The sequence below is a fragment of the Streptomyces luteogriseus genome (genome assembly GCF_014205055.1).
Lineage (GTDB): Bacteria > Actinomycetota > Actinomycetes > Streptomycetales > Streptomycetaceae > Streptomyces > Streptomyces luteogriseus.
The window spans coordinates 5,329,331-5,342,044 of record NZ_JACHMS010000001.1; the positions used below are offsets into that span (position 1 = coordinate 5,329,331).

The 12,714-nt window shown below is 71.2% G+C and carries 11 protein-coding genes and 1 other RNA gene; 9 read left to right on the top strand and 3 right to left on the bottom strand.

The window, feature by feature from the left end; translation table 11 throughout:
• The first annotated feature begins 247 nt into the window (after nucleotides 1-247).
• The 5 genes from ftsE (at nucleotide 248) to ssrA (ending at nucleotide 4,149) form a co-directional block, all read left to right on the top strand.
• Nucleotides 248-937, top strand: coding sequence for a cell division ATP-binding protein FtsE (gene ftsE / locus BJ965_RS23605; protein ID WP_184910525.1), 690 nt, complete (start codon nucleotides 248-250; stop codon nucleotides 935-937).
• Nucleotides 938-977: 40 nt separating this feature from the next.
• Nucleotides 978-1,895: a permease-like cell division protein FtsX gene (gene ftsX, locus BJ965_RS23610; RefSeq protein ID WP_184910527.1), complete on the top strand. Its 918-nt coding sequence runs from the start codon at nucleotides 978-980 to the stop codon at nucleotides 1,893-1,895.
• 68 nt (nucleotides 1,896-1,963) lie between these two features.
• On the top strand, nucleotides 1,964-3,133 hold the full coding sequence (locus BJ965_RS23615; protein ID WP_184910529.1) for a S41 family peptidase: 1,170 nt from the start codon (nucleotides 1,964-1,966) through the stop codon (nucleotides 3,131-3,133).
• 46 nt (nucleotides 3,134-3,179) lie between these two features.
• Nucleotides 3,180-3,662, top strand: a complete 483-nt coding sequence (gene smpB, locus BJ965_RS23620; protein WP_142163541.1) for an SsrA-binding protein SmpB — start codon at nucleotides 3,180-3,182, stop codon at nucleotides 3,660-3,662.
• A gap of 99 nt (nucleotides 3,663-3,761) precedes the next feature.
• Nucleotides 3,762-4,149, top strand: a transfer-messenger RNA (tmRNA) gene (ssrA, locus tag BJ965_RS23625).
• Nucleotides 4,150-4,332: 183 nt separating this feature from the next.
• On the opposite strand, the gene BJ965_RS23630 is transcribed toward ssrA, so the two are convergent.
• The 3 genes from BJ965_RS23630 to BJ965_RS23640 form a co-directional block, all read right to left on the bottom strand.
• Complete coding sequence (locus tag BJ965_RS23630) at nucleotides 4,333-5,343, bottom strand: LacI family DNA-binding transcriptional regulator (protein WP_184910531.1); 1,011 nt, start codon at nucleotides 5,341-5,343, stop codon at nucleotides 4,333-4,335.
• A complete protein-coding gene (gene yicI, locus BJ965_RS23635; protein ID WP_184910533.1) occupies nucleotides 5,343-7,592 on the bottom strand; it encodes an alpha-xylosidase in 2,250 nt (749 codons plus the stop codon). The genes BJ965_RS23630 and yicI overlap by 1 nt, the downstream gene beginning before the upstream one ends.
• 76 nt (nucleotides 7,593-7,668) lie before the next feature.
• Nucleotides 7,669-8,940, bottom strand: coding sequence for an MFS transporter (locus tag BJ965_RS23640; protein WP_376777936.1), 1,272 nt, complete (start codon nucleotides 8,938-8,940; stop codon nucleotides 7,669-7,671).
• 185 nt (nucleotides 8,941-9,125) lie between these two features.
• On the opposite strand from BJ965_RS23640, the gene BJ965_RS23645 reads away from it, so the two are divergent.
• The 4 genes from BJ965_RS23645 to BJ965_RS23660 all read left to right on the top strand — a co-directional run bounded on the left by BJ965_RS23645 (nucleotide 9,126) and on the right by BJ965_RS23660 (nucleotide 12,526).
• The gene (locus tag BJ965_RS23645; protein ID WP_184910536.1) at nucleotides 9,126-9,371 is read left to right on the top strand and encodes a hypothetical protein; all 246 of its coding nucleotides are present in this window, start codon (nucleotides 9,126-9,128) and stop codon (nucleotides 9,369-9,371) included.
• A 12-nt stretch (nucleotides 9,372-9,383) separates the two neighbouring features.
• Nucleotides 9,384-10,214 carry a hypothetical protein gene (locus BJ965_RS23650; RefSeq protein WP_246545965.1) on the top strand — a complete coding sequence of 277 codons (831 nt, stop codon included), beginning with the start codon at nucleotides 9,384-9,386 and terminating at the stop codon, nucleotides 10,212-10,214.
• A 154-nt stretch (nucleotides 10,215-10,368) separates the two neighbouring features.
• Nucleotides 10,369-11,334, top strand: a complete 966-nt coding sequence (locus tag BJ965_RS23655; RefSeq protein ID WP_184910538.1) for a LysR family transcriptional regulator — start codon at nucleotides 10,369-10,371, stop codon at nucleotides 11,332-11,334.
• Nucleotides 11,335-11,500: 166 nt separating this feature from the next.
• Entirely contained in the window at nucleotides 11,501-12,526 is a 1,026-nt protein-coding gene (locus BJ965_RS23660) for a hypothetical protein (protein WP_313666993.1), read from the top strand.
• Nucleotides 12,527-12,714: the final 188 nt, after the last annotated feature.

Consider the following 12,714-nt stretch of genomic DNA (forward strand, 5'->3'; position numbering starts at 1 on the left):
CTCCTTGCACCGGTTCCACGAGTCCAACGTCCGCGGGGGCGGGAATGTTCCCCCCTCCACTTTGCCAGGTTCCGTCGGCCGTCGCGCGGCTGCGCGTTTTCTGTGGTTGTACGCACAGTCACCCCGCGCCCCTCGGTGCTCGGATAAAACGGCACATCCATGGCGCAACCACGGTCGGTGACTGCGATGCCCCACCCGGGTCGCGTATGGTCACGCTCATCTACCCCCGGCGACCCGTGGTGCATCCGTGATCCGATTCGACAATGTCTCCAAGGTCTACCCCAAGCAGACCCGCCCCGCCCTCAGGGATGTCTCCCTGGAGGTCGAGAAGGGCGAGTTCGTCTTCCTCGTGGGGTCCTCCGGCTCCGGAAAGTCCACCTTCCTGCGGCTGATCCTCCGCGAGGAGCGGTGCAGCCACGGTCAGGTGCACGTTCTGGGCAAGGACCTCGCCCGCCTCTCCAACTGGAAGGTCCCGCAGATGCGGCGCCAGCTGGGGACGGTGTTCCAGGACTTCCGCCTGCTGCCGAACAAGACGGTCGGCGAGAACGTCGCCTTCGCGCAGGAGGTCATCGGCAAGTCGCGCGGCGAGATCCGCAAGTCCGTGCCGCAGGTGCTCGACCTCGTCGGGCTCGGCGGCAAGGAGGACCGGATGCCCGGCGAGCTGTCCGGTGGTGAGCAGCAGCGCGTCGCCATCGCGCGGGCCTTCGTCAACCGCCCCAAGCTGCTCATCGCCGACGAGCCCACCGGCAACCTCGACCCGCAGACCTCCGTCGGCATCATGAAACTGCTCGACCGCATCAACCGGACGGGCACGACCGTGGTGATGGCCACCCACGACCAGAACATCGTGGACCAGATGCGCAAGCGCGTCATCGAACTGGAGCAGGGCCGCCTCGTCCGCGACCAGGCCCGCGGTGTCTACGGCTACCAGCACTGATACCGCACCCGAGATCCACGGAAAGGCATAACCAGTCGCCATGCGCGCCCAGTTCGTCCTGTCGGAGATCGGTGTCGGTCTCCGCCGCAACCTGACGATGACCTTCGCCGTCGTCGTCTCCGTCGCCCTGTCGCTCGCCCTGTTCGGCGGGTCGCTCCTGATGAGTGACCAGGTCAACACGATGAAGGGCTACTGGTACGACAAGGTCAACGTCTCGATCTTCCTCTGCAACAAGAGCGACGCCGAGTCCGACCCCAACTGCGCCAAGGGCGCGGTGACCGACGACCAGAAGTCGCAGATCAAGGCCGACCTCGACAAGATGGACGTCGTCCAGGCGGTCACGTACGAGACGCAGGACCAGGCGTACAAGCACTACAAGGAGCAGTTCGGCGACTCCCCGCTCGCCAGCTCCCTCACGCCGGACCAGATGCAGGAGTCGTACCGCATCAAGCTGAAGGACCCGGAGAAGTACCAGGTCATCGCCACCGCCTTCAACGGCCGGGACGGCGTGCAGTCCGTGCAGGACCAGAAGGGCATCCTGGACAACCTCTTCAAGCTGCTGAACGGCATGAACTGGGCCGCCCGCGCGGTGATGGCGCTGATGCTGGTCGTCGCGCTGATGCTGATCGTCAACACCGTGCGCGTCTCGGCGTTCAGCCGCCGGCGTGAGACCGGCATCATGCGGCTGGTCGGCGCTTCCGGCTTCTACATCCAGGCGCCGTTCATCATGGAGGCCGCGGTCGCCGGACTCATCGGCGGCACCCTCGCGTGCGGCTTCCTGCTGATCGCCCGGTACTTCCTCATCGACCACGGACTGGCCCTGGCCGATCAGCTGACACTGATCAACTTCATCGGCTGGGGCGCGGTGCTGAAGTATCTGCCGCTCATCCTCGCGACGAGCCTTCTGATGCCCGCGCTGGCGGCGTTCTTCGCGCTGCGCAAGTACTTGAAGGTGTGACGCATGCCAAGAAGGGCCGTGCGGTCAACCGACCGTACGGCCCTTCCGCTTGTCCTAGACTCACCGGCATGTCAGGTCGTGACCCGTTCTGTCAGCCCCGCCGTATCCGTCGCGGGGCCGCTTTGACGTTGGTGTTCACGAGCGTGCTCGTCGCCGGTGCGGCCACGGGGGCGCTGCCGCAGGGCGAGGTGAAGTCCGCCCGGGACGAGGCCCGTTCGGCCGGACCGGCCGGGCACCACGCGGACGTCGCCAGGGCGGCCGAGGAGGCCATGGCCGACGGCAAGTCCCCGATCCAGGCCGCCAAACGCGCCGTCAGCCGCAGTGGCGACCGATGGGGCGCCGTCTACTCCCGGGGCGAGTACGAGGAGTTCGAGGACTCCCTCGACGGCCAGTACACCGGCGTCGGCCTGTGGGCCCGCAGCGAGCGGGACGGCCGTATCGAGGTGACGAAGGTGCGGGCCGGCTCGCCCGCCGCCACCGCCGGGATCCGCCCCGGAGACCTGCTGCGCAGCGTCGACGGCGAGAAGACCGACGGCCGGCCCGTCACCGAGGTCGTCTCCTTACTGCGCGGGGACGCCACCGACGCCCCCGCCGGCACCGCCGTCCGCCTCGGCCTGGAGCGCGGCACACGGGCGTGGACCGAAACCCTGCGCAGGGCCCAGCTGTCCACGGACTCCGTCACCGTCCGGGAACTCGCCGGCCGCGTCACCGTCATCAAGGTCGCCACCCTCACCAAGGGCTCCGGCCGCCAGGTCCGCGAAGCCGTCCGCCAGTCCCCGCCCGGCGCCGGGATCGTCCTCGACCTGCGCGGCAACTCCGGAGGCCTGGTCACCGAGGCCGTGACCGCCGCCTCCGCCTTCCTCGACGGCGGCCTGGTCGCCACCTACGACGTCGAGGGCGAGCAGCGGGCGTTGCACGCCGAGTCCGGCGGGGACACCACGAGACCCCTGGTCACGCTCGTCGACGGCGGGACGATGAGCGCGGCCGAGCTCCTCACCGGCGCCGTGCAGGACCGCGGACGGGCCCTCGTGGTGGGCTCCCGCACCTTCGGCAAGGGCTCGGTCCAGATGCCGAGCCGGCTGCCCGACGGCTCCGTCGCGGAGCTCACCGTCGGCCACTACCGCACCCCCTCAGGCCGCGGGGTCGACGGCCGGGGCATCACGCCCGACCTGGAGACCGGCGAGGACGCCCTCCAGCGGGCCGGGACCGTCCTGCGGGGCCTCGCGAGCCCCTCGTAATCGACTTTCCGCAGGACCCCTCCGTAGTGCGAAAATGGGCGGCACTATGGCTAAGGAAAAAGGGCGCAAGCTGATCGCGCAGAACAAGAAGGCGCGGCACGACTACCTCATCATCGACACCTACGAGGCCGGCCTGGTCCTCACCGGGACCGAGGTGAAGTCCCTGCGCCAGGGCCGGGCGTCGCTGGTCGACGGCTTCGTCCAGCTGGACGGGAACGAGGCGTGGCTGCACAACGTGCACGTGCCGGAGTACAGCCAGGGCACGTGGACCAACCACAGTGCCCGGCGCAAGCGGAAGCTGCTGCTGCACCGCGCCGAGATCGACAAGCTGGAGTCGAAGTCGGGCGAGACGGGCCACACCATCGTGCCCCTCGCGCTGTACTTCAAGGACGGCCGGGCCAAGGTCGAGATCGCGCTGGCGAAGGGCAAGAAGGAGTACGACAAGCGCCAGACGCTCCGCGAGAAGCAGGACCGCCGGGAGACCGACCGCGCGATCGCGGCGGTGAAGCGGAGGCAGCGCGGGGCGTAGGGAATACGCTGGCACCGACCTGGGTTGGTCACGTACGATGGCTACTGCACCCCACAGCGGGTGCGCGCCCCTCTCCGGAGGGGATTGTCAACACAACATGGGGATGATCGGTTTCGACAGCGGCTGTCGAAGCAGGGGAAGCGTGTCGAGGAAGCGGCAATGATCTCGTAAACCATATGTCGCAAAAAATAATCGCCACTACCAAGCGCGATTCCCAGGCCTTCACCCTCGCTGCCTGATAAGCAGTGAACGAAGGTCCCAAATGGGTGTCAGCCCGGGAGCGTTCCCGGCCCGGATCCTGGCATAATCTAGGGAACTAAACCATCGAGCCCGGTCACGGGGCTCGATGGGAAACCAAACAGTGACTGGGCCCGTCGGCGACTTGTTCGCGTGATCGCCGGGGCCGAGAAAAGCGCAGCGAACTGCACACGGAGAAGCCCTGATTCCGCACCGTTGGACGCGGGTTCGATTCCCGCCATCTCCACTCATCCCATGTGGGCAAAGGCCCCGCCGCTTTCGAGCGGCGGGGCCTTTGTCATGGGTCGTCGAGGAGGTCTCATGGGTTACAGCCCGTCGATTCACAAGTTCGCCGAGGGCGCCGACGTCCCCGTGCCGCTGACGGCGGCGAGGCCGAGATCTTCGCCGGTGACACCGGCTGAAGGCCGCGCTCCTAGGCGGGCATCCGGCGTGACGTACTCGCCCGCTCCGTCAGCCGGGGCGGCAGGAGCGTCGTCTCCGGTACGGCGGTGCCGTGCAGCTTCCGTATCAGGAGGTCCACCGCGCGGGCGCCCAGCTCGTCGGCGGGCAGGGACACCGAGGTGACCGGGAGGCGGGGCGTCGCCGCCAGGTCGTCGGGGCAGACGGCCGTGACGGAGAGGTCGGCGGGGACACGCAGGCCGAGGTGTTCGAAGGCGGCGATCAACGGGGCCAGGAGAGGTTCGTTGTGGACGACCACGGCGGTGAGGGCGGGGTGCTCGTGGAGCAGCCGCTCGGCGAGCCGTGGGGCCGTGGCGGGGTCGGGGCCGCCCGGGTGGACGGACGAGGCCAGGCCGTGACGGGCGGCGGCCGTGGTGAAGCCGTGCATGAGGTGGTGGGCGTAGGCCGTTCTGCGGAGATAGACCTCCGGGGGCGAGCCCACCAGGGCGACCGTGCGGTGGCCCAGCTCCGCCAGGTGGTTCACGCATGCCTCGCCCGCCGCCCGGAAGTCGAGGTCGACGCAGGTCAGGCCGTATGCGTTCGCCGGAACGCCGATCAGGACCGTCGGGCGGTCCAGGGAACGGAGCGTTGGCAGGCGGGGGTCGTGGAGTTCGACGTCCGTCAGCAGCAGCCCGTCCACCGAGGCCGTCCGAACGGCACGGTTCAGGCCCTCCTCGGCCTCCTCCTGGGTGAGGAGCAGGACGTCGTGGGCGTGTGCGCGGGCCGTCGTCACCACCGACACCGCCAGCCGCATCACCACCGGGACGTGCACGCCGGAACGCAGCGGCGCCGCCAGGGCCAGCACGCTCGCCCTGGCGCCGGCCCCGGCACGGGCGGCCGCGTGGGGGTGGTAGCCCAGGTCGCGGGCGGCCTCCTCGACGCGTCGCCGGGTCGCGTCGGAGATCGGGCGCTTGCCGCTCAGCGCGTAGGAGACGGTGCTGGGGGAGACCCCGGCCCGCCGCGCCACGTCCGTGATCTTGGCCATCAGCCGAGTTCCAGCGTGAGGAGGCCCGTGCCGGGCGCGGCCTGGACCTCACGGTCGCCCGCGGCCAGACCCCAGGCGGCCGCCGGGGCGGCGCACGTCGCCCGCAGGGTGTCCCCCTCGCGGACGACCGTGAAGGTCACGTCCCCGACCGGCACCGTCACCTCGTCGCCGGGCCGCAGACCGTACGCCCGCAGCGTCACCCCGTCGGCGTGGTCGTAGTCCGGGCGGTCGTCCCGCGCGCCGACCGGGATCACCGCGCCGGGCCGGACCAGCAGCGGTGCGCTCAGGAAGCCGTGGCGCTCCCGCACCCAGCGCGGTCCCGTCACCGTCTCGCCGGTCGGGAAGTGCGTCCAAGTGCCCTCGGGGACGTAGTACGTGACATCGCCCTCGTCGTCGAACACCGGGGCGACCAGCAGGTCCGGGCCGAGCATGTACTGCCGATCCAGGTGCGCGCATCCCGGGTCGTCCGGGAACTCCAGCACCATGGCCCGCATCATGGGCAGGCCCTCGGTGTGGGCCGTGCGGGCCGTCTCGTACAGGTAGGGCATGAGGCGGAGCTTCAGCCGGGTGAAGTGGCGGGCCACGTCGACCGACTCCTCGTCGAAGTGCCACGGGACCCGGTAGGAGCTGCTGCCGTGCAGGCGGCTGTGCGAGGAGAGCAGCCCGAAGGCCAGCCAGCGCTTGAACAGGGCCGGTGTGGGGGTGCCCTCGAAGCCGCCGATGTCATGGCTCCAGAAGCCGAAGCCCGACAGGCCGAGGGACAGGCCGCCGCGCAGCGACTCCGCCATCGACTCGTACGTCGCCTCGCAGTCGCCGCCCCAGTGCACGGGGAACTGCTGGCTCCCGGCCGTCGCCGAGCGGGCGAAGAGCACGGCCTCCGCCTCGCCCCGGTGCTTGCGCAGCACCTCGAAGACCGTGCGGTTGTACAGGTACGTGTAGTAGTTGTGCATCCGCTCGGGGTCGGAGCCGTCGGACCAGACCACGTCGAGGGGCACCCGCTCCCCGAAGTCGGTCTTGAAGCAGTCGACGCCCTGCGCGAGCAGCGCCTCCAGCTTGGCGGCGTACCAGTCGCGCGCGGCCGGTGACGTGAAGTCGACCAGGGCCATGCCGGGCTGCCACATGTCCCACTGCCAGACCGAGCCGTCCGGGCGCTTCAGCAGGTGCCCGAGCGCCTTGCCCTCGGCGAACAGCGGGGAGCGCTGCGCGATGTACGGATTGATCCAGACGGAGACGCGCAGGTCACGGTCCTTCAGCCGGGTGAGCATGCCCTCCGGGTCGGGGAAGACGCGGGGATCCCAGCGGAAGTCGCACCAGTTGTGCTCGCGCATCCAGAAGCAGTCGAAGTGGAAGACGGACAGTGGCAGTCCACGCTCCCGCATGCCCTCGATGAAGGAGGTCACCGTCTCCTCGTCGTACGAGGTGGTGAAGGACGTCGACAGCCACAGGCCGAACGACCAGGCGGGCGGCAGGGCCGGGCGGCCGGTGAGGGCCGTGTACCGGCGCAGGATGTCCTTCGGGGTCGGGCCGTGGACGACGTAGTACGTCAGCTCCTGCGTCTCCGCGCTGAACTGCACCCGGGAGACCACCTCCGAGGCGACCTCGAAGGACACCTTGCCCGGGTGGTCTACGAAGACGCCGTAGCCCGCGTCCGTGAGGTAGAACGGCACGTTCTTGTAGGCCTGTTCGCTGCACGTGCCGCCGTCGGACTGCCAGATGTCGACGACCTGCCCGTTCTTCACCAGCGGGCCGAAACGCTCACCGAGGCCGTAGACGGACGTGCCGACCGCCAGGACCAGCTGTTCGCGCAGGTGGTGCGCGCCGGAGGCGTCCGTCATGATGCCCGCGTTCCGGTGGCCGCTGCTGGTGAGCGTGCGGCCGTGCGCGCGGAACTCGACGTGCCAGGGTCCGCCCCGGGCCAGCCGGACCGACAGGTCGCCGGAGGTCAGGGTCGCGTGCTCGTCGTCGTACGAGATCTCCGCGGAGGTGTCCGACGCCGTGAGCTCGAACTCGGGGCCGCGGGGTTCACCGCCGGTGAAGTGCGTCAGGGTCAGGCCGATGACGCCGGGCATGGGGGTGTGTGCCCGGACCGTGAGGACCGGGCCGGTCATCAGGTCGCCGCGGGAGCGGACGGTCCGGGTCGGGGCGTGGATCTCCAGTGCGCCGTCCGACTCGGTGACGTCGAGGACCTGGGCCGGGTGGGCCGCGGTGACACCCTCGCGCAGGAGCCAGTAGCCGTCGGTGAACTTCATGTGGGGGTCCCTACTCTCCCGACGCATGACGTCGAAGCGCTTCGACGATCGAACGTATGCGGGGTGCGGAAGGGCGTCAATGGGGCGCGAGGCACTCGGTGAAGCGATTCGAAGGCCTTCGAAGGGACAACGCCAGGGCCACGACCGCCGCCGTCACCGGGACCCCGTAGCCCGCCGTCGGCGAGAGATGCTCGACCGTCCAGCCGCCGATCGCGCTGCCGCAGGCGATGCCGCCCAGCAGTCCGGTCACCGCGAGGGTCATGCCCTCGTTCAGCCGGCCCTCGGGGGTGCGCTGCTGGACCAGCGTCATGGTGGTCACCATCGTCGGCGCCGTCGCCATCCCGGCGACCAGCAGCGTGGCCGCCAGCAGGAGGAGCGAACCGGTGAGGGCCGCGGCCAGCATCGGCAGGGTCAACAGCGCGGCCATCGCCGCCACGCACCGGGGCAGCCGGGCCGCGGCCGGGCCGACGGGCTTCACAGCGCCGTACAGCAGGCCCGCCCCGCAGGACCCCGCCGCCTGGAGCGCGAGCACGACTCCGGCCGCCGACTGCCGCCCCTGCGCGTCGGCGAACGCCAGCGTGACGACCTCCGTCGCGCCGAAGACGCCGCCCATCGCCAGGCAGACCGCGAGCAGCGGGGGGATGCCGGGGGCGCGCAGGGGCGCCTTTCCGGGTATGTGCGCGCGGACCGGGGGCTCCGTCGCGCGCCGGGCCGTGAACAGGACCATGCCGGTCAGCAGCAGCACCGCACCCACCAGAGTGCCCGCCTCGGGGAAGAGCGTCCCGCACAGGAAGGCCGCGAGCACCGGGCCCAGCATGAAGCACAGTTCGTCCGCCGCCTGCTCGAAGGAGTTGGCGGTGTGCAGTGCCTTCGTGTGGCCGGCCAGCAGATGTGCCCAGCGGGCCCGGGACATGCCGCCGGTGTTGGGGGTCGTGGCGGTGGCGGCGTAGGAGGCGAAGAGGGTCCAGTCGGGGGCGTCGTGGCGCACGCACAGCAGCAGCGAGAGGGAGCCGAGGACGGCGATCACCGTGGCGGGCAGGGCCACCCGGGCCTGGCCGTGCCGGTCGACGAGCCGGGCGGTCCACGGTGCGACCAGCGCGGTCGCCGCGAGGCCCGTCGCCGTGACGGCACCGGCGAGGGCGTACGAGCCCCGGGCTCCGGCGATCATCATGACCGCGCTGACGCTGAACATGCCCATCGGCAGGCGGGCGAGCAGGTTCCCGGCGGTGAAGGCGCGGGCGCCCGGGACCTCGAACAGGCGGCGGTACGGGGAGAGTTGCGGCATGCGCCTACCGTCACCCGGGGGCGACCGAGCGGTCCAACACCTGTTCCGTGCGCAGTCACGCACCTGCGTTGTGAATCCGTGCCGGGTGGCCGGAAAGCCGTGGCGAAAAAGATTCGCTCCCTGTTCTTCATACAGGGATATTGAGATTCCTAATGCTTCTCATGGCGCATGGAAAAGATGCTCATTCGGGAAAATCCTTCACTCGTTTGCCGCGCATCCGCCGAAGTGGGCCGACGGTTAGTCGGTACATGACCGAGGCGACCAGGAAAGACGGCTGGGCGGTAACGCTCGGCCCGTACACCTACATTCCCGCTCCAGCGCACTCGTCGGCGACCGTCAACGGGACGCTCACCAGAGGGGGTTGCCCGGTCGCGCTACAGGTCACGGAGCCGGTCCTGCGCGATTTCATCGATGCCATGAGCGCGCTGGAAAAGGATCTCGCACGGCGGTGGATCAGTGCGACGGATTGGCCTGCTTTCGCGCTTGCCGAATAGGCGGGGCGCGTCATGTACGACAAAGTAGAGGGCACCGGCCGGCATCGGGCTCCGGCCCGGGATTTCATCACTCCACTGACCCCTCCGGACCCGACCTGGGACCCCGCGGAGGAACTGGCGTTCATCCTCGAGGAGGCCCTCGGGGACCAGGCGGCGAGGATCCCCGCCCCCCGTGACGAGGACCGGGCCCCGGAGCCGCCCCCGGCACCCGCCGCCGCCCCCGGCACCCATATGCGGCGGCTGCAGGACATCACCGAGGAACTGCCGCCCGTGCGGGAACTCCCCCGGCGGCACCGCAAGGTCCGGAGCCGCAAGGTCCCGGGTGTGCTCCGCACCACCAGCTTCCTCGTCGCTGCTCTGGCTGCCGTCATCGCCTCCGCGGTGAGCATCCTGAGCGGCATGGCCGCCTACGACCCCCTGCGCCTGGTCGCCGTGTCCCCCGCGGCGAGGGGCCTGCGCACCTGGTGGCCTCTGCTGGTGTACGGCCCCTGGTTGGTGGGTTCCCTGTCCGTTCTGCGGGCCGCGCTGCACCAGCGCCGTGCCGTGCACTCCTGGTGCGTGGTCCTGGTCTTCTCCTGCATCGCCGTACTGCTCTGCGTCGTCCAGGCGCCCCGGACGGTCCTCGGCACCGCGGCGGCCGCCCTGCCCGGCCTCGCCGCCCTGGCCTGCTTCCAGCAGGTCGTCCGCCAGATCACGCTGACGAGGCCGCCGATGCGGTCGGCGCCTCGGCACCGGGTGGGGCAGGCTCCGCCGGGGGAGGGCCGGAAGGCGGCGGACGGCGTGAACACCACGGAGGCCCGGCCGGGCGAGGGCGGGGCGGCTGGGAAGAACACCGGCCCCTGATCATCGGCGGCTCCCTGATCTTCGGCGGCTCCTGGCTCCTGGCTCACGTCTCCGGCCCTCGGTCGCGCGTGCGTTGCGGGCGCCGTCGGCCCTCGGGGCGGCCTTGATCGCGGGCGCCGCCGGCCCCCGCTCCCGACCGCTGTAGGTTCACCGCATGGCCGCCCACCTCGACCCCCGTCTGCTGCGTGGCTTCGTCACCGTGGCCGAGGAATTGCACTTCACGCGGGCCGCGGTGCGGTTGCACGTGGCTCAGCAGGCGCTCAGCCGGGACGTGCGGCGGCTGGAGCGGGAGCTGGGTACCGAGCTGTTCGTGCGGACCACCCGGCAGGTGACGCTCACCCCTGACGGAGAGCGGCTGCTGCCGCACGCCCGCCGGGTGCTCCACGCGCAGGACGAGCTGCTCGCCGCCTTTCACCAGCCCCGGCCATTGCTGGTCGACCTCAACTCCCCGGGCCTGGGCACACCCCGCCGCGTGCTGCACGAGGCGCGGGAACTCGCCCCTGGCCACGAGCTGATGGCTCGCTACGAGAGCGGCCTGACCGGAGCCGCCGGTGAACTGCTGGCCGGCCGGCTGGACGCGTCGTTCGGACGGTTCGCCGGGCTGGACCCGGCGCTGAGGGCCGGGCTCGACCACCAGCCCGTGCGGTTCGAGCCGATGGCCGTCGTCCTGCCCGAGGACCACCGGCTGGCCGCGTGGGAGTCCGTACCGCTCGCCGAGCTGGCCGGCGAGAGCATCTATGCGGGCGCCGGCAACCCGCGCACGCCGGAGTGGACCGGCCTCGCGCGGCTGCTGTTCGAGGGGCGCGACATCGAAATCGCGCCACCCGCCCCGCTGGCCGTAGGAGAGGAGGAGTTCCAGCGGATCATGGCCAGAACGCGCAACCCGATCCTGGCCGTCACGGAGTTCCCGGCCCTGCCCTCGACGGTCGTGCGGCCCTTGGTCGACCCTGTTCCGCTGTCATGCGTTTCGCTGGTGTGGCGCAGGGGCCTGACCCACCCCGCCTTCGACGCGCTGCGCCGCGCGGCAGCCCTCCTGTCTGCGGAAATGCAGTGGCTGCGGAGGCCCGCGGGCAGCTGGACACCGGCCGGAGACGATGTCTTCATGGCGTCTCACGGCTGACACGATTCGACACGGCGCCCACACAGAACCTGCGCGTGCGCTACATTCGACGCCTGAGCACGGTGTGGTACGAGGGGGCGTTCGGACGGGTGGGGGCCCGGTCCGACGGCGGGTGCTCAGGTCGTCAAGCGCACCTGAACCATCCCGTGGGGGGAAGTGCGTGCGCGTGAAAGAGTGGCGAGAAGACGCCCAACCGGAGTGGCCCGAGGCCGCTACGGCTACCGGAGAGCTCCTGTCGGACGACAGAGCCCGGGACAGAAGAGCCACCCAGGTCTTCCCCGGCCGTGAGGTCCGGGCGACCGGCCACGGACTGACCGCCGGGACGGAGATACTGCGCGGCATTCCCCGCCAGAGCGACGGCGAGGCCGACTCGCGCACCCCGGAGCCGGCGAGCCGGACCGCGGTCCGCGACCCCTGGCAGGAGCCGGAGGAGGCCGCCCCGTCCGGGCACACCCCCGAGGCGGACGGCCAGACCCACGATCCGCACGAGGTCACGGTCCAGTTGGACGCCGTGCAGCTCGGGGAGGGTTTCCTGCGGCAGGTGAAGGAGGGCCCTGGCGCCGAGGCGGCCGCCGACCGGCCCGTCTTCGTCGACGAGTCCGGCCGCCGCAGCCGCCGCTACCGCCGCATCGGCATGGCCATCGCCCTGGCCTGCGGGGTCTACGCCGTCGTCATCGTCGCCACGCTGTTGTCGGGCAACTCCAACGCCCCCTGGCTGCCCGTGCCGACCAGGGAGGACAACCCGCCGGCCGGGCAGGTCGACAGTCCGCCGCTGACCGCCGAGTCGGAACCGGGCGGAGAGGCCGGAGACACCGGCGTCACCGCGCCGGGCAGCGCACCGGCGACCGGCGAGGCCACGGCACCCGCGCCCGGCCCCAGCGCCGTCGCACCCGGTGCCACCGCCGGGCCCGGCCGCGCCGGTACGTCCGCCAAGCCCTCGCCGACCGCGACCCGGACCACCCCGGCGCCGGACGGCAAAGCCACTCCTCCCGCCCCGACCAGACCCGCGGACCCGCCGAGCACGCCGGCCGCCGACCCGACACCGACGGTCGAGCCCACGGCCCCGCCCACCGAGACGACGGGCACCGACGGCGACGGCGGCACGGTCGCGGAGGGCCCGGCCGAGTCACAGCCCGTCGCGGAGGGCCCGGCCGAGCCGCAGCCCGTCGCGGAGACACCCACCGCGGCCTAGACGGCGTAGCCGTCCGGACCGCGTCGCCGCCTGAACCGCGGCGCTGTCCGGACCGCGGCGCCGCCTGAACCGCGTCGCGAAAGCGGAGCCCACCGCTCCGGGCACCGCACCAGGCCCATCCGGCCGGGCCATTGCATCACCGCCCATCCGGCCGGGCACTGCTTCACCCGCTCGTTGGGCCGGGCACC